Genomic DNA, 19,969 nt, shown 5'->3' with positions numbered 1-19,969 from the left:
GTGAGGGAAGAGACGTGACGATGAGCCTGCCCACCGAGGCGCACGGCCAGGTGGCCCCCGACGAGCCGGGGGCCACCGTGCCGGCACAGCCTGCCCCGCCCGCACCCGCACCGTCGCCCGTCGGCGACAGCGCGGGGGTGCGCGGCCTGATCTTCCTGCGGGACCGCGGCATCTTCGTGCTGTGGGGGTTGCTGATCGTCGCGTTCAGCTTCTGGTGCAGCCCCTACTTCGCGAGCCTGAACAACGCGATCCTCATCGCCAACGCGGCGGCCATCAGCGCGATCTTCGCGGCGGGCGTGGCGGTCGGGATCATCTGCGGGGCGCTCGACCTCTCGATCCCGGGCGTCGCCGCACTGGCCAGCTGCCTGACGGGCTGGCTGATGATCAACGGCGCGCCGGTCTGGCTCGCCCTCGTGGCCGGTCTGGCCGTGGGGCCGCTGGTGGGTCTGCTCAACGGGCTCGTCTCGCTGCGCGGCTTCAACCCGATCATCGTGACCATCGCGACGCTCTCGTTGACGTCCGCGGCCGCCGCCATCATCGCAGGCGGCTACACGATCCCCGGGCTCGACGCCCTCGACTTCATGGGCACCCAGCGCTACCTGGGCGTGCCGGCGCCGGTCTGGATCGTCGCCGTGCTGTTCCTGGTCGGCACCGTCTTCCTGACCCGGACCCGGGACGGCATCCGGCTGATGGCGGTCGGCGGCAGCGCCGAGGCCGTGCGCCGGTCCGGCATCCACAGCAACCGGTACCGCGTGCTGGCGTTCATGATCAGCAGCGGCTGCGCGGCCCTCGGTGGCCTTGTCACCGCGGCCACGGTCACCGAGGCCAGCCCCTCGGCCAGCCCGGGCATCATCTTCACGGCGCTGACGGCCGTCGCCCTCGCCGGCGTCTCGCTCGTCGGCGGCCGGGGCAGCCTGCCCCGCGTCCTCGTCGGCGCGCTGGTGCTCGCGACGATCTCCAACGGCCTGACCATCAAGGGCGTGCAGCCGTACTGGGCGACGGGCGTCACCGGCCTGCTGCTGCTCGGCTCGCTCGCCCTCGAGCGCTGGATCTCCATGACGGTCTCGCGCCGGCTCATGGCCACGGCGCAGGCATCCGTCCACACGGGAACGCGGTGAACGCCATGACCGACCAGACACCGGCACTCGAGCTCGAGGCCGTCGACATGCACTACGGCTACGTCCGGGCCCTCGACTCGATCGACTTCCGGGTGGGGCAGGGCGAGGTCGTCGGCCTGCTCGGCGACAACGGAGCCGGCAAGTCGTCGCTGCTCAAGGTGATGTCCGGAGCGCACCGGCCCTCGGGCGGCACGCTCCGGGTGCACGGCACCGAGGTCGAGTTCCACGCGCCCAGCGATGCCACGCGGGCCGGGATCCAGATGGTCTACCAGGACCTCGCCCTGGTGGAGCCGCTGGACATCGCGACGAACCTCAACATCGGCCGCGAGATCCTCCGCAAGGGTCTGCTGGGCACGATCGGCTTCGTGGACCACAAGGCGCAGCGTCGCCGGTCCGAGGCCGAGCTCGACCGCCTGGGCGTCCGGACGGCGGCGATGACCCGCCCGGTCGAGATGCTCTCCGGCGGTCAGCGCCAGGTCGTCGCCCTGGCCCGCAGCGCCACGCGCGTGTCCGGCGAGCAGAACGGCATCCTGCTGCTCGACGAGCCCACGGCCGCCCTCGGCTACGAGCAGACGCAGGTGGTGGAGGCGCTCATCCGGCGGATGGCGGACCAGGGGATCGCGATCGTCCTGGTCACCCACAACCTCCCGCTGGCGACGTCGGTGTGCCACCGGATCGCGGTGCTCAACCGCGGCCGCAAGGTGGCAGACCTCCCCACGGCCGAGACGGACAACGACCAGCTCGTCGGGTGGATCACCGGGGCCCGCGCCTCGATGTTCGTCTGACGTGCCCGCCGCTCCCCGGGCCGTCCGGGTCGACGTCGTCGGCGGCGACGCCCTCGGGGTGGGCGACCGCCCGGCGCTGTCGTGGTGGCTCCCGCAGGGGGCCACCCGGCAGGGCGCCTACCGGGTGGTCACCGACGACGGGTACGACTCGGGGGTCGTCGGGTCGGACCGCCAGTCGTACGTCGAGGTCCCCGTGTTCGACCGGTCGCGGCGCAGCTGTCACGCCCGCGTCCAGGTGCGGACGGACCTGGGGGAGAGCGACTGGAGCGAACCGGTCCTGCTCGAGAGCGGTCTGCTCGCCGAGGCCGACTGGTCCGCCCGGTGGATCGGGGCCGACGAGCCGACGCCCGCGCCGAAGGCCTCGCGGCCGGCCGTGTGGCTGCGCACCGTGGTCGAGCTGGAGCCCTCGGACGCCCGCCTGCACGTCACCGCGCTCGGCCTGTACGAGGTGTTCCTCAACGGTGCGCGCGTGGGAGACGTCGAGCTGGCCCCGGGCTACACGCAGTACGCGCGACGGGTCCAGCGGCAGTCCTTCGACGTCACGCACCTCCTGCGACCCGGGCCGAACGCCGTCGCGGTGCTGCTCGCCGACGGCTGGTTCCGCGGTCAGGTGGGCGCGCCGCGCGCCGCCGACGAGTTCGGCACCGACACGGCCCTGCGGCTGCAGGTCGAGGTCCTGGACGGCGGAGCGTGGACCACGGTTGCGGCCACGGGGGAGCACTGGCGCACGGGACCGTCGCACGTGCTGGCCGCGGACCTCATCGGGGGCCAGCGCGAGGACCGCGGTCTGGTCGACGCGGCCGTGCACACCGCGGTCGAGCTGCCCGGCTGGACCGCGGCGGTCGTCCGTGACGTCGACGTCGTGGTGGTCGGCGCGGTCGCGCCGCCCGTGCGCCGGACGCAGGAGCTCCGACCCGTCGCGGTCACCCGGCTCGCCGACGGCGCGTCGCTGGTCGACCTGGGCCAGAACATCAACGGGTGGACGCGGGTCACGGATCTCGGGCCGGCGGGGACCATGCTCGTGCTGCGGCACGGCGAGCACGTCGACCACACCCCCGACCTCACGACCGCCCACCTCGACGTCGACCTCCCGATGCTCCCGGAGCCGCTGCCGCTCGGTCAGGTCGACTCGGTGACCTCGGCCGGCACGCCCGGGGACGTGTTCGAGCCGCGGTTCACCACCCACGGGTTCCGCTACGTCCGGGTCGACGGCCATCCGCGGACCCTGACGCCCGACGACGTCACCGGCGTGGTCGTGCACTCCGACCTGCGCCGCACGGGCTGGTTCGCCTGCAGCGACGACCGGGTGCAGCGCCTGCACGACGCGGTCGTGTGGTCGCTGCGCGGCAACGTGTGCGACATCCCGACGGACTGCCCGCAGCGCGAGCGCGCCGGCTGGACCGGGGACTGGCAGGTCTTCGCGCCGACGGCCGCGGTGCTGTTCGACGTGCTCGGGTTCAGCCGGAGGTGGCTGCGGGACGTCGCGCTCGACCAGCGCGCCGACGGGTGCGTGGCGAACATGTCGCCGTGCCCGCCCGCCGAGGGTTTCGACGGCCCGATCGGGTTCCTCAACGGCTCCGCGGGCTGGGGCGACGTCGTCGTGGCCACGCCGTGGGACCTCTACCAGGCCTACGGCGACATCTCCCTGCTCCGCGAGTCGTGGACCGCCGCCTCGCGCTGGCTGGACTTCGCGATCCGCGGCGCCTCAGGTGGACGACACCCCGACCGTGCGGCCCGGCGCCCGGATGCGGCGCCGCACGAGGAGTTCCTGTGGGACACCGGCTTCCACTGGGGCGAGTGGCTCGAGCCCGGCGTCGAGGTCGGTGACTTCCGGGCGTTCGTCGGCGCCGACAAGTCCGAGGTGGCGACCGCGTACCTGCACCGCTCCGCCGCGACGATGGTCCGCATCGGCGAGCTCCTGGGCGAGGACGTCGCCCGGTATCGCAGGGTCGCGGACGGGGCCCGAGCCGCCTGGCAGGCGGAGTTCGTCCGACCGGACGGGACGTTGCGGGTGCAGACGCAGGCCTCGCACGTGCGGGCGCTGGCGTTCGACCTGGTGCCCGACGGGCTGCGCCCGGCCGTCGCCGACGGGTTGGTGGGGCTCGTCGCCGAGGCCGGCGGCCACCTGGGCACGGGGTTCCTGTCGACCGGGCTCCTGCTGCCGACCCTCGCCGAGGCCGGCCGCGTCGACACCGCGTACGCGCTGCTGCTCCAGGACACCGAGCCCTCGTGGCTGACCATGATCGACCGCGGCGCGACGACCGTCTGGGAGCGCTGGGACGGCGTCGACCAGCACGGGGACGCCCACGGCTCCCTGAACCACTACAGCAAGGGCGCGGTGGCGTCGTTCCTGCACCGGCACGTCGCCGGCCTGCAGCCGACCGCGCCGGGCTACCGCACGTTCCAGGTCCGGCCGCTGCCCGGCGGCGGGCTGACCTGGGCGACGCTGCGGCACGACAGCCCGTTCGGCCCGATCGAGGTGGCCTGGCGGATCGACGACGACGCCTTCGAGCTCGACGTGCAGGTGCCGCCGGGGACGTCCGCGCAGGTGGTGCTGCCCGACGGGTCGACCGAGGAGGTCGGGCCGGGCCCGCACCACCGGCGGGTCACAGGGTCGTGGCCTCGCCCGTGACGAGCCGCCGCACGACTCCCTCGGGGCTGAACGCGGCGAGCATGCCGGCGTACTTGCCGGGGTCCGTCGTCTCGCCCTCGTGGATCGGCACGGCCACCCGCGGGGCGACCGCCCGGACGTACTCGACGGCCTCGGCCAGCTTGAGCCACGGGCCGTCGATCGCCACGGCGAGCACGTCGACGGCCCGGCCCGGCAGCACGAACGAGTCGCCCGGGTGCAGGAGGGCGCCGTCGTCGACGAGGTACGCCGCGTTGGTGCACCCCGGCACGTCGGCGTACACGGGTGCGTGCAGGTCGCCCAGCACCTCGACCACCGAGCCGCCGAACGTCAGGCGGTCGCCGGGCCGGGCGACGACAACGGTGGCCGCGAGGCCCGACACGGCCGCCTCGGTGTCGGCGTCGACGACGAGCGTGGCTCCCGGGTTCGCCGCGAGCAGCGCACCCAGGCGGCCGGCGTCGACGTGGTCCGGGTGCTGGTGGGTCACCAGCACGGCATCGAGGTCGCGCAGGTCCTCGAAGGTCGACATGGTGCCCGGGTCGAGCAGGAGCCGGGCCCCGTCGGTCTCGACGAGCAGGCAGGCGTGGCCGAGGTGGGTGAGCTGCATGGCCCCATGCTCTCACTCTCAGAACATGACTTCCACAGAACGGGAGACGCCGTGAGTCCGCTGCATCACCTCGGGTACTGGGTCGAGGATCTCGACGAGGGGATCGACCGCGCGGTCCGCACGCTCGGCGTCGGCCCCTTCCTGGTCCACGAGCACGTCCGCTTCGAGACGTTCACCCTGGCGGACGGGACGGCGGTGGCCGACCCCGCCTACTTCGACCACTCGGCGGCGTTCGCCTCCTGGGGCCCGGTCGTGCTGGAGCTCGCCGTCGTGCACGCGGTCGACCCGTGGCTGGCCGCGGCCTACGGCCTGGGCTCGCCAGGCCTGGGGCACGTCAGCTGGGTGGTCGACGACCTCGAGGCGGAGTCGGCGCGGCTGGAGGAGCAGGGCTGCCGGCTGATCCACACGGCGAGCTCGGGGGCGGTGTCCGTCGCGTGGCACGACGGCGGGGCGCTGTTCCCGCACCCGGTCGAGGTGCACCGCGCCGGCGCGCCGATCCTCGGGATGCACGGTCGACTGACGGCTCTCGCGGCAGGCTGGGACGGTCGCGACACCCGCCGGCCGATGCAGGGCTGAGGGTGCTGGATTCCTGGCCGGACGCGCTATATCCTTGATGCGAAAGTCGCTTTCACAGGACGAAAGTGTCGCCTTGCACAAGGGAGTGCCGCCGTGACCGATCCCCGACCGTTGCACGTCCTCATCGCCGGTGGTGGCCTCGCCGGCCTCGCCACCGCCCAGGGACTGCGCAAGTCCGGCCACACCGTCGAGGTGTTCGAGCGGGACGCCGACCTCGACCGCAAGCAGGGCTACTACCTGCACTTCAACGCGATCGGCGGCGAGGCCCTGCACCGGTGCCTGCCCGACGACCTGTACGCGCTCTACCAGCAGACCTCGCGCCGCAGCTACGACCGGCCCGAGTCGATCGTGCTGGACAACCAGCTGAACGAGCTGAGCTCCCAGCCGCACATGGGGCCGCCCAACGACGGGCCCGTCCCGCACACGGGCGTGCACCGTCGGACGCTGCGGCAGATCCTGTCCGGCCGCCTCGGGGACTCGATGCGCACGGGTGCGCCCGTGGTGTCGTACGTCGAGGACGCCGACGGCGTCACGGTGACGCTCGCCGACGGCAGCACCGCGCGGGGCGACGTGCTGGTCGGCGCCGACGGCATCCGCTCCGCGGTCCGCCGCCAGCTCCTGCCCGAGGTCCCGGTCATCCCGACGGGCATCCGCGGCATCGGGGTCTACGGCCGGACGCTGCTCACGCCGGAGCTCGACGCGGTCCTGCCGAACATCCTCGACCAGGGCGTCCTCATCGCCGTGGACCGTAAGGGGTCCCGCCTGCTCGTCGCCAACTTCCGGCCGCGGCAGCCCGCCGACGAGGCTGCCGACGAGCTCACCCCGGACATCTCGCTCGACCCTGTGCCCGCCTACGCGATGGTGAGCTGCAGTCTCGCCCCCGGCACGGACGTGCCGCCGGCCGGCGAGTGGACCGAGCAGACGGCGCTCGACCTGCGCGACTCCATGCTCGCCGCCATCGACGGGTGGCACCCTGCGGCGGCGGCGCTCGTCGCGAACATGGACCCGGCGTCCATGTTCGCGATCCCGTTCGGCTTCCTCGAGCCGGCCGAGAGCTGGGAGCCGTCGCGCGTGACGATCATCGGCGACGCGGCGCACGGCATGCTCCCGACCCTCGGCATGGGCGCCAACCTCGCGCTGAACGACGCCGCCCTGCTCGTCGACCAGCTGGACCGGGTCGCCCGCGGCGAGGCGGAGCTCACCGACGCGATCGGCGCCTACGAGGCGACGATGCGCGCGACCGCGTACCCGATCCTGCGCATGACCGTGGAGCACGACAAGAACTTCGGCGGCGGCGCGCTGGCGGAGACGACCGGGGATCGGCAGGCGGGGTGACGGGGCGGCTGGCAGGCCGGGTCGTCCTCGTCACGGGCACGGGCGGCGGCATCGGCCGGGCCACGGCGCTGCTCTGCGCGCGGGAGGGCGCCCACGTGGTCGGGTGCGACCTGAACCCCGGGCCGTCGCAGGAGACGGTCGACCTGGTGAGGGCGGCCGGCGGCCGGATGGACGCGGTCGCGCCGGTCGACCTGGCCACCGAGGACGGCGCGCGAGCGTGGGTCGAGCAGGCCGTCGCGCTGGCCGGAGGCGTCGACGTGCTGGTCAACAACGCGTCGGCGATCCGGTTCGGCGCGATCGACCGGCTCACGTACGCCGACTGGTCGTTCACCATGCGCAACGAGCTCGACATCGTCTTCTTGGTGACCCGGGCGGCCTGGCCGCACCTGGTCGCCCGCGGGGGCGGGTCGATCGTCAACATCGGCTCGATCAGCGGGTCGCGCGGCGCGTGGTTCGAGCCGCAGAACGCGCACGGCGCCGCGAAGGGCGGGGTGCTGGCCCTGACCTCGCACCTGGTCGTCGAGGGAGGTCCGCACGGCATCCGCGTCAACGCGGTCAGCCCGGCGATGACGCAGACCCCGCAGACCGACGCGATGCTGCGTGACCCCGACGGGCCTGCCGAGCAGATCCTGTCCCGGGTGCCGCTGCGCCGGTGGGGTCAGCCGGAGGACGTGGCGAACGCCGTGCTGTTCCTAGCGAGCGACGAGTCGTCGCACGTCTCCGGGGCGAACATCCCGGTCGACGGCGGTGCGGCGGTCGTCGGATGAGGGGCCGGCTCGTCCTGCGGGGCGAGGAGGGGTACGAGGAGGCGCGGGTCGGGCGGGTGTTCAACGCGCGCCGCCCCGACCGGTACCCCGCGGCCATCCTCGAGGCCCTGGACGAGGACGACGTCGTCGCGGGCGTGCGGCTGGCGATCGACCGCGGCTGGGGGGTCAGCGTGCGCTCGGGCGGCCACTCGTGGGCGGCGTGGAGCGTGCGCGACGACGTGCTGCTGGTCGACCTCGGTGCGCTGCGGTCGATCTCGTACGACGAGGGCAGCGGCGTGGTCTCGGCCGGCCCCGCCACCACGGGCGCGCTCGAGCTGGCGCCGTTCCTGGCCGAGCGCGGCCGCGCGTTCCCCGTGGGCCACTGCGCGACCGTCGGCATCGGCGGGTTCCTCCTGCAGGGCGGGCAGGGCTGGAACGGTCGGGCGCGGGGCTGGGCGTGCGAGGGGATCGTCGCCGTCGACGTCGTCACGGCCGACGGATCGCTGGTCCGCGCCGACGCCGACCAGAACGTGGACCTGTACTGGGCGGCCCGCGGGGCCGGCCCGGGCTTCCCCGGCATCGTGACCCGGTTCCACCTGCAGACCTACCCCGAGCCGCCCGTGATGTGGCAGGACACCTGGACGTTCCGGCTGGACGACGCGGAGGCGGTCGTGCACTGGCTGCACGCGGTGCTCCCCGGGCTCGATCGACGCGTCGAACCGGTCATGGCCGCCACCCGGCTGCCGGACGTGCCGCTGTACGACGGCGTGCCGCACCCCGGGGGCACGCTCCTGCTGCTGCACACCACGTGCATGGCGGACTCGGACGAGGAGGCGCTCGCGCTGCTCGCGGCGCTGGGGGAGTGCCCGGTGCTCGGGCGCGAGCTCGGCCACGTCACGGGTCCCACGTCGGTGGCCGACGAGAGCGTCGCGCAGACGGGCCAGAACCCGGAGGGCCACCGCTACGCGGTCGACTGCGCGTGGACCGACGCCCCCGCGGACGTGCTGGCCCCGCTGCTGCTCGACGTCTGGCGCGGGCTGGACACCGAGCACTCGTTCTCGATCTGGTACGGCTGGGCCCCGACGCGACCCCTGCCGGACATGGCGTTCTCGGTCGAGGGCCAGGTGTACGTGGCGACGTACCTGATCTACACGGACGAGGCCGACGACGAGCGGTACCGCACCCGGGTGCACGAGCAGACGGCCGCGATCGCCCGCCAGGGCGGCGTGGGCGTGTACCTCGGCGACACCGACTTCACGCGCCGCCAGGACCGGTTCCTCACGCCCGAGAACTTCGCGCGGCTCGAGGCGGTCCGCGCCGAGCACGACCCCGACGGGCGCATCGCCTCCTACCTCACGGCCGACCGGGCCGGGCTGAACGCCCGTGCCTGAGCGACTCGACCACGTCGGTCTCAACGTCGCCGACCTGGCGGCGGCGCAGGCCTGGTACTGCGCCGCGTTCGGCTACGCGACGGAGCTGGAGGCGCGCGTCGACGCCGTCGACCTGGACATCGTCATGCTGGTGCACCCGACGGACGGCGGCCGGCTCGAGCTCCTGCACCGCTCCGGGTCGCGCCCGGGCCTGCGGGCCGCCGACCCCGGGCAGGCGGCGCTCACGCAGGGCTTCGGGCACCTCGCGTTCGACGTCGTGCCGCTGGACGCGACGTACGACCGGCTGCTCGCGCTCGGTGCCCGGGCGGTGATGGCGCCGCAGCAGTCGCCCGAGCCCGGGGTCCGCATGGCGTTCGTCGCGGACCCGGAGGGCAACCTCGTCGAGCTGCTCGACCGGTCGGGCGGCGCCGCGTGACGTCCCCGGCGGTGGTCGTGCCGCGGCACCTGGTCCCGCTGCTCGCCGCGTTCACGTCCCTCGTGGTCTTCACCACCGACGTCTACCTCCCCGTCCTGCCGCAGCTGGGGACGGACCTGGGCACCACCAGCGCGGCGGCGGCGGCGACGGTCTCCGCGGTCCTGGTCGGCATCGCGGTCGGCCAGGTGGTCATCGGGCCGCTGAGCGATGCCGTCGGCCGTCGGGTCCCGCTGCTGCTCGGCGGGCTGGGGTACGCCGTCGCGCACCTGCTCAGCGCGCTGGCGCCGTCGATCGGCGTGCTGCTCGGGCTGCGGGTGCTCGCGGGACTGGCGACGGCCGCGTGCCTGGTGGTCACGCGCGCGGTCGTCGCGGACGCGTACCCGGGGGCTGCCGCCGCCAAGGCGTTCGCCACGCTGAGCGCCGTCACGGCGATCGCGCCGGTCGTCGCGCCGGTCGCGGGTGGCCTCCTGGCGCACGTGATGACGTGGCGGGGCATGTTCGTCGTGCTGGCCGTCGCGGCCACCGTCCTCACGGCCGTCAGCTGGCGCGCCCTGCCCGAGACGCTGCCCCGCGAGCGCCGGATCCCGCCGCACCTGGGCGCGGTCGTCGCCGGGCTCGGGTCGGTGCTGCGGATCCGCACGTTCCTCGCCTACCTCGCGGCGACCGCGGCGTTCGGCGGGATCCTCTTCGGCTACATCGGCGCGTCGTCGTTCGTGCTGCAGGACTCCTTCGGGCTGTCGCCGCAGCAGTACAGCCTCGTGTTCGCCCTGAACGCCGTCGGCATCTTCGTCGCGTCGAACCTCAGCCGGCACCTGGTCGGTAGGTCCGGCTCGTCCCGGCTGCTCACGAGCGGGCACCTGACCTCCGGCGCGGGCGCGGTCGTGCTCGGCGTGGGCGTCGGCCTGCACAGCCTGCCGCTCGTCATGACCGGCCTGTTCCTCGCGGTGGCCAGCCTGGGCCTGGTGATCCCGGCCGCCACGACGCTGGGGATGGCGGCTGCCACCGGTCGCGCCGGCTCCGCGTCGGGCGTCCTGGGCATCTGCCAGTTCACCGTCGGCGCCGTCGCCGCCCCGCTGGCCGGTGCGGGCGGCTCGCCGTGGTCGCTCGTCGCCGTCGTCGCCGTCAGCGCGCTGGCCGGCCCCCTGCTCTTGCACCTGCTCCGGCGTCCGACGCCGGATCCCGTCGACCCGTACCCGTCCGACACGAGGAGGACCACATGACCGCGCGAGAGTTCCCCGACGGCTTCGTCTGGGGGGTGGCGAGCGCCGGCCACCAGAACGAGGGCGACAACACGACGAGCGACACGTGGTTCGCCGAGAACGTCAGCCCCACCGTGTTCCGTGAGCCGTCCGGCAAGGCCTGCAACGGCTACGAGCTGTGGCGCGAGGACCTCGACCTGGTCGCGGGCATGGGCCTGAACGCCTACCGGTTCTCGGTGGAGTGGGCGCGGGTCGAGCCCGTCGAGGGGGAGGTCGACGACGGCGCGCTCGCCCACTACGAGGCCATCGTCGACCGCTGCCTCGAGCTCGGTCTGGCCCCCGTGGTGACGTTCAACCACTTCACCTCGCCGCACTGGTTCGCCGCCGCCGGTGGCTGGCTCAACCCCGAGGCGCCCGCGCTGTTCGCGCGCTACTGCGACGCCGTGATGGCCGCGTTCGGGGACCGCATCGCGTACGCGGTGACCATGAACGAGCCGAACCTCGCCCGTCTGCTCACGTGGATCGGGCTGCCCGAGGTCGTCCGGGAGCTGGAGCGAGCCACCCTGGCCGCCGCGAGCGCGGCCGCAGGCGTCCCGCGCTACCGGCTGGGCAACGTGATGGTCCCCGATGAGATGGACGCCATGGCCGACGGCATGGCGGCGGGTCACCGCGCGGCACGGGAGGCCATCAAGGCGCACCGCCACGACCTCCCGGTCGGGCTGAGCATCGCGATCGTCGACGACGTGGTGGCCGGCGACGACGCCTCCGTCCGCGACCGCAAGCGCGCCGAGGTGTACGCGCGGTGGCTCGAGCTGGCCCGCGACGACGACTTCGTCGGCGTGCAGAACTACGAGCGGGTCGTCTACGACGCGAGCGGCCGCGCGCCGCTCCCCGAGGGCACGCCGACCAACGACATGGGCTCGGCGATCGAGCCCCTCTCGCTGGCCGGCTCGGTGCGCTACGCCTACGAGGTGGCGGGCGTCCCGGTCCTGGTCACCGAGCACGGCATGTCCACCCGCGACGACGCGTTCCGCGCGGCCTTCATCGCTCCCTCGCTCGCGGGTCTGCTGGACGCGATCGAGGACGGCGTCCCGATCCTGGGCTACACGCACTGGACGCTGATGGACAACTTCGAGTGGATCTTCGGCTACGGCCAGCAGCTGGGGCTCCATTCCGTCGACCGCGAGACCTTCGTCCGCACACCTAAGCCGAGCGCCGGCGTCTACGCGTCCATCGCCCGCGCGAACACCCTGGAGGTCTGATGCCCCTCAACGCCGAGCTCGCCGCCCGCCTCCCGCTGCTCGAGGGACTGTCCGACCTCGGCGGCGCGCCCCCGGCCCCCGAGGACATCGCGCGCATGGACCGCTTCTTCGCGCCCGTCGGCGACTACACGGCTCCGCCTGCCGACGTCGAGGAGCTCGAGGTCCCGGGCCCGCACGGTCCGGTCCACGTCCGCGTCTACCGGCCCGTCGACCGGCCGGCCGAGCCGCTCGGCGTGGTCTGGATGCACGGCGGCGCGTTCGTCACCGGCCACCTGGACATGCCCGAGGCCGACGTCGTGGCGCGCGAGCTGGCAGCCCGCACGGGCGCGACGGTCGTCTCGGTGGACTACCGGCTGTGCAACGGCGGCGTGCACTTCCCGGTGCCGCACGACGACGTGCACGCGGCGTTCGTGTGGGCCGCGTCGGCAGCGGGCCCGGCGCCGGCGGGGTCGCGGTGGGCCATCGGCGGCGCGAGCGCCGGCGCCAACCTGGCGCTCGGGGTCGCGCAGCGCCTGCGCGACGAGGACGGCCCGGACGCTGCGGCCGTCCTGCTCGCCTACCCGGTGGCGCACGACCCGGTGCCCTTCGGGACGCCCGAGCAGCAGGAGCAGATGGCCTCGATGCCGTCCGTCCTGCGCTTCACGGCGGAGTCGACCCGGTGGCTCAACCAGAACTACCTCGGGTCGAACCCGTCGACGGTCCCGTACGCGTTCCCCGGCCTCGGCCGGCTCGACGGACTCCCGCCGACGCTCGTCTCGGTGTGCGAGTACGACGACCTGAGGCCGTCCGGGGAGCGGCTCCTGGCCGACCTGCGGTCGAGCGGCGTGACCGTCGTCGAGGACGACGTCGCGGGCGCCCCGCACGGCCACCTCAACGTCGCGGGCCTGCCCGCCGCGACCGCGACCCTGGAGGCGATGAGCGAGCTGCTGCAGCGCGCCTCTTGACGACACCCTGACGGTCCGACCCCCGTTCTTGACGCAGCCGGACCTTCGCACCGCCGCCCCTCGGTCGCATGCTCGAGAGGGAGCAGCGAAGGGGAGTGGGCAGCATGTCGTACGTCCGGACGCACCCGTCCGTGGTGATCGGGTATGCGCTGGTCGCGCCGCTGGTCGTGGCGGCCGCCCTGCACGCGCTCGGCGACGCGGTCACGCCCACCACGGCCGCGCTCGTGCTCGTGCTGCTGGTCGTCAGCGCGGCCGCGACCGGCGTGCGCTCGGCGGGCATCGTCGCCGCACTGTCTGCCGGTGCCTGGTTCGACTACTTCCTCACGGAGCCCCACGGCAGCTTCAAGGTCACCGACCGGGACGACATCCAGGCGACCGTGCTGCTGCTGGTGGTCGGGGTGGCGGTCAGCGAGATAGCCCTGTGGGGACGCCGCCAGCAGGCGCGCGCGAGCCGGCGCGCAGGCTACCTCGACGGCGTGCTCAGCACGGCGGAGCTCGTCGCGGCGCGGCCGACCGAGGCGGGCGCCCTCGTCCAGCGGGTCGGGCGGCAGATCGTGGAGATCCTCGACATCGACGACTGCCGGTTCGAGGCGCCCGGGGCCGAGTCCCGCTCGACGACGGTCCTCGGCCCCGACGGCACGGTGACCCAGCGTGGGCAGGCCGTGGACGTCGAGCGCTACGGGCTGCCCTCGGACGACCGGATCGCGCTCGACGTCCGCCACGACGGCGTCCGGCTCGGACGCTTCGTGCTCACGGCCTCGACGCGCGTGGCCCGGCCGAGCCTCGAGCAGCGCAGGGTCGTCGTGCTGCTGGCCGACCAGGTGGGCGCGGCCATGGCGGCTCCCTTGCCCACGGTTTCGTCGGGGGAGTAGACACGAGGGGACTCGTGGGGGTGGTCGCCATGGTGCGGATCGGCACCTGGAACCTGGAGAACCTGTTCCTTCCCGGCGGCCAGTTCGGTCCGCGGACCGACGCCGAGTACCAGGCGAAGCTGGCCGCGCTGGCCGGCGTCATCGAGGCCATGGCCCCGGACGTGCTGGGGGTGCAGGAGGTCGGCGAGGTCGCCGCGCTCGCCGACCTGGCGGACCGGGCCGGCGGCGGGTGGCATCTCGAGACGGCCGACCCGGACGAGCGGGGGATCCGGGTCGGGTTCCTGTCCCGGCTGCCCCTGACCCACGTGCGGCACTGGAGCCACTTCCCCGCGGGGCTGCGCCCGATCCAGGTCTCGGACGCCGGCGAGAGGCTGTCGTCGATGGGCCGGTCCGCGCTGCAGGTGCAGGTGGAGGTGGGCGGTCGCCCGGTCGACGTGATCGCCTGCCACCTCAAGTCGAAGCTGCTCACGTTCCCCGGCGGCCGCTTCTCCACCGACGACGAGGGCGAGCGCGCGCGGTTCGGCGCCTACGCGCTGAGCCGTCGCGCGGCCGAGGCGGTCACCGTGCGCTCGGCGGCGACCCACCGGCTGGCCGAGGCCGCGAGCGCCGCGGTCGTCGTGCTGGGGGACCTGAACGACGAGGCCACGGCGGCGACGACGCAGATCCTGCTGGGGCCGACCGGCTCCGAGATCGGCACGGGCGGGTTAGACCATCCCGACAAGGGCGACCGGCAGCGGCTGTGGAACCTCGCCGCCCGCATCCCGGAGGCGCAGCGGTTCAGCCGCGAGTACCAGGGCCGGCGCGAGCTGATCGACCACATCCTCGTCAGCCACGTCCTGGTCACGCTGGTGGCCGACGGAGGCGTCGTCACCAACGACGCCGGGCCTGTCCCGTCGATCGGCGACGACCCGAACGCGCGCCGCGGCAAGCCCGGCTCGGACCACCGGCCGGTCCTGGCGACGATCGGTCTCTAGACCAGCACCGCCCCGGCGACCGGCAGCCCGGCCGCGGACCAGGCGTGGAACCCGCCGACCACGTCGGTCGCCCGGTCCAGGCCGAGGTCGGCCAGCGCGGCAGCGGCGAGGCTGGACGTGTAGCCCTCGGAGCAGAGCACCACCACCTGCAGGTCGTAGCCGGTCGCGGCGGGGATCCGGTGGTCGCTGGCCGGGTCGAGCCGCCACTCGAGGACGTTCCGCTCGATCACGACGGCCTGCGGCACCTCGCCCTCGAGCGCGCGCTGCGCGGCCGGGCGGATGTCGACCAGCAGGGCGCCCTGCTCCACGGCGTCCCAGGCCTCGCGCGGGGACAGCCGCTGCAGGCGTTCGCGTGCCTCGGCCAGCACGTCGTCGATGGTCCGGCGACGCACGGCGCTCATCCCTCGCTCTCCGGCTCGTCGGTCTCGACGGTGCGGCTGGGCACGAGCGCGCCGTCCGCGTCGCGCGCCCAGTACGTCATCCGGGTCAGCGGCACCGAGTACGCGTGGATGCTCACGGCCGGCTCCGACCACGTGTTGACCACGTCGTGCAGGTCGCCCGGGTCGACCGTCTGGGTCTGGCCGGCGCGGAACTGCTGCGGCACCAGCCGCCCGTGCCCGTCCGGCCGGATCTCCGTCAGCGTCCCCGCGGCGATGGTGAACGCGGCCGACGAGAGCCCGTGGTCGTGCAGCTCCGTGCCCTGCGACTGCAGCCAGGTGAGCAGCCAGACGTCGACGCCGGGCGGGCCGTCGAGGCGGGTCCACCAGCGACCGCTCTGCTGGAAGCGGACCAGCGGCTGCCAGAGCTCGGTGCGGGCGGCGATCGAGCGCGTCAGGGCGCTCAGCTCGTCGACACCCAGGACGGTGTCAGTGCGGTGGGACAGGTCGACGGTCATGGCGGTGCCTCTCGGGTGCGTCTGCGGACCGACGGCGCTCAGCCATCAAGGGGGCGCGGTCGGACGGGCCTGCTCCCGGCGTCAGCCGGGTGGGACGTCAGTGCTGCTGACAGCAGGCCGGACAGGAGCGAAGCGAGAAAGGTGACAGCGAGAAAGGTGACAGCGAGAAAGGTGACAGCGAGAGGGGCGACAGCGGGCAGGGGAGCGGGGGGACGTGGATCATCGGATGCTCCCTTCCTGCGCGCCGAGAGGTGCTCGACCGGGCGTCGAGGGGCACAGGGCAGCACGGTCCCGCCGCCCGGTCAAGGGTCGGGTGCCGTGCTCTCGCATGCTGGACCGGGGTCCGGGGTCTACCCGTCGGAGCCCTGGCGGTCCGGCATGCCGGGCCGGTCGGAGCCGCCGAACGGCTGCACGTGCGAGTACCCGGGTGCGCGGCTCCACTCTCCGTCGCGGAAGCCGGAGTGCACCGCGAACGCGACGACGAGGAACCACGCGATCGACGCGAGCACGGACATGACGATCAGCACGGCCCCGACGATGACGCTGATGATGCCCCAGCGCCGCGCGGTCGCGGACTCCCGGACGGCCACCTCGAGGTCGGCGGCGCCGAACGCGCGGGCGGCGCGGTGGGAGGCGAGCAGGGCGGGGATGCCGGTCGGCCAGAACAGGAGCATGGCCGCGATGACCCAGCCGACGGGCGCCGACGTCATCGTCGGACGGGGCGGAGGCGGGGGTGCCATCACGGGCACGGCCGCGGGTGCGGCCGGAGGCAGGGGGGCCGCCGACGGCTCGGGGGCGGCGGCGCCGGGGGTCGGGTCGGATGACATGGGTTCCTCCGCACGTCGTGGCTGGTCACGTGCACGGTACGGCCCGCACCTGGGAGGAGCCTTTGACTGTCGGCGAACGGAGCCCGAGTCGCACGGTTCGAGGACGTTCTCCGGAAATGTCATGTGGAGGGCCTGATCGACCGATAGGGCAGAGCGGGCGCCGAGTGGGCGCCCGAGGACGCACCCGTGCCTGCACCGGGTCCGTCGCGCTCCATCGTCGCCCAGGGGGTCTCGTCCGTGCCGTCACGTCTGCTCGCCCATGCCCGCACCCGGGGGGTGGCCGTCGCGGCCGTGCTCGTCGGCACCCTCCTGGCGGGTGCCGCACCCGCCGTCGCGGACGGTCCCGACCCGGCCGTGACCCTGCGGGCCGACGCCGGCGCCGTGCTGCTCGGTGCGCACGTGACCACCGGCTCGCAGCCGGACGCGGAGTCGGCGATCACGGCATTCGAGGGCACGCTGGACCGACGCCTCGACGTCGAGCGGTGGTACTCGCGGTGGGACGACGTGCAGCCGGTCACCCCGGTGGTCCAGGCCGTCGCCCGCGGCCGCACCCCGCTGCTCTCGATCTGGCCCAAGAAGAAGGACGACACGATCGTCACCTGGGCGGCGATCGCACGCGGCGACGCCGATGCGCAGATCCGCGCGCAGGCCACCGGGATCGCGTCCCTCAAGGTGCCGGTGTACGTGGCGTTCCACCAGGAGATGGACACCTCGAGGTCCTGGGGCACGCCCGCCGAGTTCCAGGCGGCGTGGCGCCACTACGTCGAGGTGTCCCGCGCCGCGGGGGCGACCAACGCGCTCTGGACCTTCGTCACCACCACGGGCAGCTACGGCATGGTCTCCACGGCCGGCGCCGACGCCTACTACCCGGGTGACGACGTGGTCGACCGGGTCGGGCTCAACGCGTACAACTGGAACGCCTGCTCGGTGAACAAGATCACCGACTGGCGCTCGCTGGACACCATCACGTCGGCGTTCCGGGCCTGGGCGAAGGCGCGCGGCAAGACGCCGCTGCTGGCCGAGTTCGGCACGGTCGAGGACGCGGCCGACCCGGGTCGCAAGGCCACCTGGCTCACCGACGCGTTCGCCCTGTTCCGCTCGTGGCCGGAGCTCGAGGCCGCGGTGTACTACCAGGGCACGGGCACCTGCCCCTGGTCGGTCACCAGCTCGGCACCGGCGACGACCGCGTTCGCGAAGGCCGCGTCGGACCCGACCGCGCACGCCCGGCCGTCGGCCTGGCTCATCCCGTCGACCAAGGTCGGGGCCGCCCCGCTCCCGGTGACGTTCGACATGGGGCGCAGCACCGGGGCCTCGTCGGTGAACCGTTCGGGCATCGTGCGCTGGGAGCTCGACCCGGGCGACGGGAGCGCCGTGCTGACGGGCACCGGGCAGCCCGGCAAGGTCACCCACACGTACCGGGCCGGCACGTTCACGCCGCGGCTGACGGTCACGGATGCGGGTGGCGCGACGGCCGTCGACTCGCGCCCCGTCCGCGCCGCCGGCGCGCCCTCGGTCACGGCGGGGGAGCGCGACGTCACCAGTGCGTCCGCCACGCTGCAGACGTGGGTCGGACCGCAGGGGCTGGCCGCCAGCGTCCGGATCGCGTGGGCCGCCGAGGCGGGGAAGCCAGGCAGCGGCGCCGTCGACCTCGCCGTGGGCGCGCAGACCTCGACGCAGAAGCTCACGCAGGCCGTCACGGGACTGGCGCCGGGCACGCAGTACACCTGGACGGTGACGGCGACCAGCGCCGCCGGCTCGACCGTGCTCACGCGGACGTTCGGTACCCCGGGACCGCCGACGGTCCGGACGGCGCCCGCCGTCGAGATCACCCGGACGGCCGCCACGGCCAAGCTCCGCGTGCACCCGCACCTGCTGGACACCACGTCGTGGGTCGAGTGGGGACCGGGTCTCGCCCAGCGCAGCGTCGACGTGCCGATGGCCGCGGCCTCCTACGAGCGCGGTTCCACGATCCGGCTGACGGGGCTGACCGCGAGGACGACGTACTCGTACCGCGTGGTCGCCCGCAACGCGCTCGGCACGACGTACGGCCCGGTGCAGACGCTGACGACGACGTCCTGAGGGTCACGACGTGGTCGGGACGAGCTCCTCGTTCTCGCGCGGCCCCGTCGACGTGTCCCGTGACAGGGCCGTCGGCCGGGCTGCGCGGTGCAGGAGCCACATCGCGGGGACGGCGACCGCGACCCAGCCCACCAGGACGTCGAGCACCCAGTGGTTGGCGGTGAGCACGACGACCGCGGCCGTGCCCAGCGCGTAGCAGGCGCCGAGCCACCGGACCACCGGCCTGCGTGCGGCGACCACCACGGCGACACCGACCCACAGCGACCAGCCGGCGTGCATCGACGGGAAGGCGGCCAGCTCGTTGGTCGGCACGGCGCCGGTCCCGCCGGAGCCCGGCCACCAGCCGACGTCGGCGGTGTGCTGCAGGACGTCGGTGTACCCGGGGAGCAGCCTGGGCGGAGCTGTCGGTAGCGCGAGGTAGCAGGCGAGGGCGAACCCGGTGGCGACGACGAGGGCCGTGCGCAGCGGACGGTAGGCGTCGGGGTGCCGCAGGTAGAGCCACAGCAGCACCGTCCCGGTCACCACCAGGTGCAGCGACGCGTACCAGAACGAGGCGACCACCTCGATGCCCCGGACACTGACGGCCCACTGGTTGAGCGCCTGCTCGACGTCGATGTGCAGCGTCCGCTCGAGGTGCAGGATCCCGACGGCCGACCGGTTCGCGGCGTCGACGTCCGTCCCGGCCGAGGCCCGCACGACGGTGTAGCCGATCCACAGCAGCACGAGCACCGCCAGCTCGCGCAGCCCGCGCGCCCCGTGAACGGTGAAACGTCGCACCCGATCAAGCCTTTCGTCCGCCGCGACAGATGCCCCGAGCAGCAAATGATCCCACGTGTCCTGACGGCGTGTCTCCGAGATACGCGGCGAGCGCGCGACGAGCTGCGCGGCGGGTCACGACGGGTCGGGGAACACCTCGACGAGCGGGCTCATCGCCATCATGTCGTCGAGGTCGTCCCGCCTCCAGCGACGCGCGGCCGCCTCGATCAACGGCCGGCGCTCGGCCGGGTCGTCGATCGCCCGGGCGGTCGCCGGGACGTCCACCGCGCGGTGCTGCTTGAGGTGGATGGTGACGTGCGGGTCGTCCTCGATGTTGCGCAGCCACGCCCGCTTCTGCGGGAAGGGCGTGCCGGAGATGAACAGCCGACCGTCGAGCTCGTGCAGGAAGATCTCGATGCGTCGCGGCTCGCCGCTCCGGCGACCGGTCGTCGTCAGGTCGATGATCTGGCTGTGGTGCAGCTCGGCCGAGAGCGCGTCGTCCATGCGCTCACTGTCGACCGCGGACGGTGCCGCGGCAAGGGGGGCGGCCCACGGACAT

At 73.9% G+C, this 19,969-nt stretch carries 20 protein-coding genes; 14 read left to right on the top strand and 6 right to left on the bottom strand.

Translation table 11 applies throughout. The features are described 5' to 3' along the window. Positions 1–20: 20 nt before the first annotated feature. The 3 genes from AC1DWH_RS02455 to AC1DWH_RS02445 are packed head-to-tail and all read left to right on the top strand — an operon-like array spanning position 21 to position 4,535. A complete protein-coding gene (locus tag AC1DWH_RS02455) occupies positions 21–1,118 on the top strand; it encodes an ABC transporter permease (protein WP_456843712.1) in 1,098 nt (365 codons plus the stop codon). A gap of 5 nt (positions 1,119–1,123) precedes the next feature. Further along, positions 1,124–1,903, top strand: a complete 780-nt coding sequence (locus AC1DWH_RS02450; RefSeq protein ID WP_456843713.1) for an ATP-binding cassette domain-containing protein — start codon at positions 1,124–1,126, stop codon at positions 1,901–1,903. Position 1,904: 1 nt separating this feature from the next. Further along, a complete protein-coding gene (locus AC1DWH_RS02445) occupies positions 1,905–4,535 on the top strand; it encodes a family 78 glycoside hydrolase catalytic domain (protein ID WP_477092323.1) in 2,631 nt (876 codons plus the stop codon). Here AC1DWH_RS02445 and AC1DWH_RS02440 read toward each other — a convergent pair. Continuing rightward, positions 4,510–5,139, bottom strand: a complete 630-nt coding sequence (locus AC1DWH_RS02440; protein WP_477092322.1) for an MBL fold metallo-hydrolase — start codon at positions 5,137–5,139, stop codon at positions 4,510–4,512. The two genes, AC1DWH_RS02445 and AC1DWH_RS02440, sit on opposite strands and share 26 nt — an antisense overlap. Positions 5,140–5,190: 51 nt before the next feature. Here AC1DWH_RS02440 and AC1DWH_RS02435 point away from each other — a divergent pair, with 51 nt between their 5' ends. From AC1DWH_RS02435 to AC1DWH_RS02390, 10 genes are all read left to right on the top strand, one after another. Continuing rightward, a complete protein-coding gene (locus AC1DWH_RS02435) occupies positions 5,191–5,715 on the top strand; it encodes a VOC family protein (RefSeq protein ID WP_477092321.1) in 525 nt (174 codons plus the stop codon). Between the two features lie 93 nt (positions 5,716–5,808). Next, a complete protein-coding gene (locus AC1DWH_RS02430) occupies positions 5,809–7,050 on the top strand; it encodes an FAD-dependent oxidoreductase (RefSeq protein WP_477092320.1) in 1,242 nt (413 codons plus the stop codon). Then, positions 7,047–7,817, top strand: coding sequence for an SDR family NAD(P)-dependent oxidoreductase (locus tag AC1DWH_RS02425; RefSeq protein WP_477092319.1), 771 nt, complete (start codon positions 7,047–7,049; stop codon positions 7,815–7,817). Before AC1DWH_RS02430 ends, AC1DWH_RS02425 begins: the two co-directional genes overlap by 4 nt. After that, positions 7,814–9,187: an FAD-binding oxidoreductase gene (locus AC1DWH_RS02420; protein WP_477092318.1), complete on the top strand. Its 1,374-nt coding sequence runs from the start codon at positions 7,814–7,816 to the stop codon at positions 9,185–9,187. Before AC1DWH_RS02425 ends, AC1DWH_RS02420 begins: the two co-directional genes overlap by 4 nt. Further along, complete coding sequence (locus tag AC1DWH_RS02415) at positions 9,180–9,602, top strand: VOC family protein (RefSeq protein WP_456843720.1); 423 nt, start codon at positions 9,180–9,182, stop codon at positions 9,600–9,602. Before AC1DWH_RS02420 ends, AC1DWH_RS02415 begins: the two co-directional genes overlap by 8 nt. Beyond that, complete coding sequence (locus tag AC1DWH_RS02410; protein WP_477092317.1) at positions 9,599–10,822, top strand: multidrug effflux MFS transporter; 1,224 nt, start codon at positions 9,599–9,601, stop codon at positions 10,820–10,822. The genes AC1DWH_RS02415 and AC1DWH_RS02410 overlap by 4 nt, the downstream gene beginning before the upstream one ends. Further along, the gene (locus AC1DWH_RS02405; RefSeq protein ID WP_477092316.1) at positions 10,819–12,063 is read left to right on the top strand and encodes a glycoside hydrolase family 1 protein; all 1,245 of its coding nucleotides are present in this window, start codon (positions 10,819–10,821) and stop codon (positions 12,061–12,063) included. The genes AC1DWH_RS02410 and AC1DWH_RS02405 overlap by 4 nt, the downstream gene beginning before the upstream one ends. Next, positions 12,063–13,007 (top strand): alpha/beta hydrolase, encoded by a 945-nt coding sequence (locus AC1DWH_RS02400; RefSeq protein WP_477092315.1) that lies wholly within the window; start codon positions 12,063–12,065, stop codon positions 13,005–13,007. The genes AC1DWH_RS02405 and AC1DWH_RS02400 overlap by 1 nt, the downstream gene beginning before the upstream one ends. 104 nt (positions 13,008–13,111) lie before the next feature. After that, the gene (locus AC1DWH_RS02395; RefSeq protein WP_456843724.1) at positions 13,112–13,879 is read left to right on the top strand and encodes a DUF4118 domain-containing protein; all 768 of its coding nucleotides are present in this window, start codon (positions 13,112–13,114) and stop codon (positions 13,877–13,879) included. A 29-nt stretch (positions 13,880–13,908) separates the two neighbouring features. Continuing rightward, positions 13,909–14,853 (top strand): endonuclease/exonuclease/phosphatase family protein, encoded by a 945-nt coding sequence (locus AC1DWH_RS02390; RefSeq protein ID WP_477092314.1) that lies wholly within the window; start codon positions 13,909–13,911, stop codon positions 14,851–14,853. On the opposite strand, the gene AC1DWH_RS02385 is transcribed toward AC1DWH_RS02390, so the two are convergent. The 3 genes from AC1DWH_RS02385 to AC1DWH_RS02375 all read right to left on the bottom strand — a co-directional run bounded on the left by AC1DWH_RS02385 (position 14,850) and on the right by AC1DWH_RS02375 (position 16,575). Beyond that, the gene (locus tag AC1DWH_RS02385; protein WP_477092313.1) at positions 14,850–15,254 is read right to left on the bottom strand and encodes a rhodanese-like domain-containing protein; all 405 of its coding nucleotides are present in this window, start codon (positions 15,252–15,254) and stop codon (positions 14,850–14,852) included. The genes AC1DWH_RS02390 and AC1DWH_RS02385 overlap by 4 nt on opposite strands. After that, positions 15,251–15,748 (bottom strand): cysteine dioxygenase, encoded by a 498-nt coding sequence (locus AC1DWH_RS02380; RefSeq protein WP_477092312.1) that lies wholly within the window; start codon positions 15,746–15,748, stop codon positions 15,251–15,253. The genes AC1DWH_RS02385 and AC1DWH_RS02380 overlap by 4 nt, the downstream gene beginning before the upstream one ends. Positions 15,749–16,098: 350 nt before the next feature. Beyond that, a complete protein-coding gene (locus AC1DWH_RS02375) occupies positions 16,099–16,575 on the bottom strand; it encodes a CD225/dispanin family protein (protein WP_477092311.1) in 477 nt (158 codons plus the stop codon). Positions 16,576–16,761: 186 nt separating this feature from the next. Here AC1DWH_RS02375 and AC1DWH_RS02370 point away from each other — a divergent pair, with 186 nt between their 5' ends. Beyond that, positions 16,762–18,654, top strand: a complete 1,893-nt coding sequence (locus AC1DWH_RS02370; RefSeq protein WP_477092310.1) for a glycosyl hydrolase — start codon at positions 16,762–16,764, stop codon at positions 18,652–18,654. Positions 18,655–18,657: 3 nt separating this feature from the next. Here AC1DWH_RS02370 and AC1DWH_RS02365 read toward each other — a convergent pair whose 3' ends face one another. Together AC1DWH_RS02365 and AC1DWH_RS02360 are read right to left on the bottom strand one after the other, a co-directional pair. Further along, on the bottom strand, positions 18,658–19,431 hold the full coding sequence (locus tag AC1DWH_RS02365; protein WP_477092309.1) for a phosphatase PAP2 family protein: 774 nt from the start codon (positions 19,429–19,431) through the stop codon (positions 18,658–18,660). 114 nt (positions 19,432–19,545) lie between these two features. Continuing rightward, positions 19,546–19,914 (bottom strand): nitroreductase family deazaflavin-dependent oxidoreductase, encoded by a 369-nt coding sequence (locus tag AC1DWH_RS02360; RefSeq protein WP_477092308.1) that lies wholly within the window; start codon positions 19,912–19,914, stop codon positions 19,546–19,548. Positions 19,915–19,969: the final 55 nt, after the last annotated feature.

This window comes from Cellulomonas sp. P2_F12 (genome assembly GCF_056403775.1).
The sequence above is the reverse complement of the archived record's forward strand: the minus strand, read 5'-3'. Positions and strand labels throughout refer to the sequence as shown.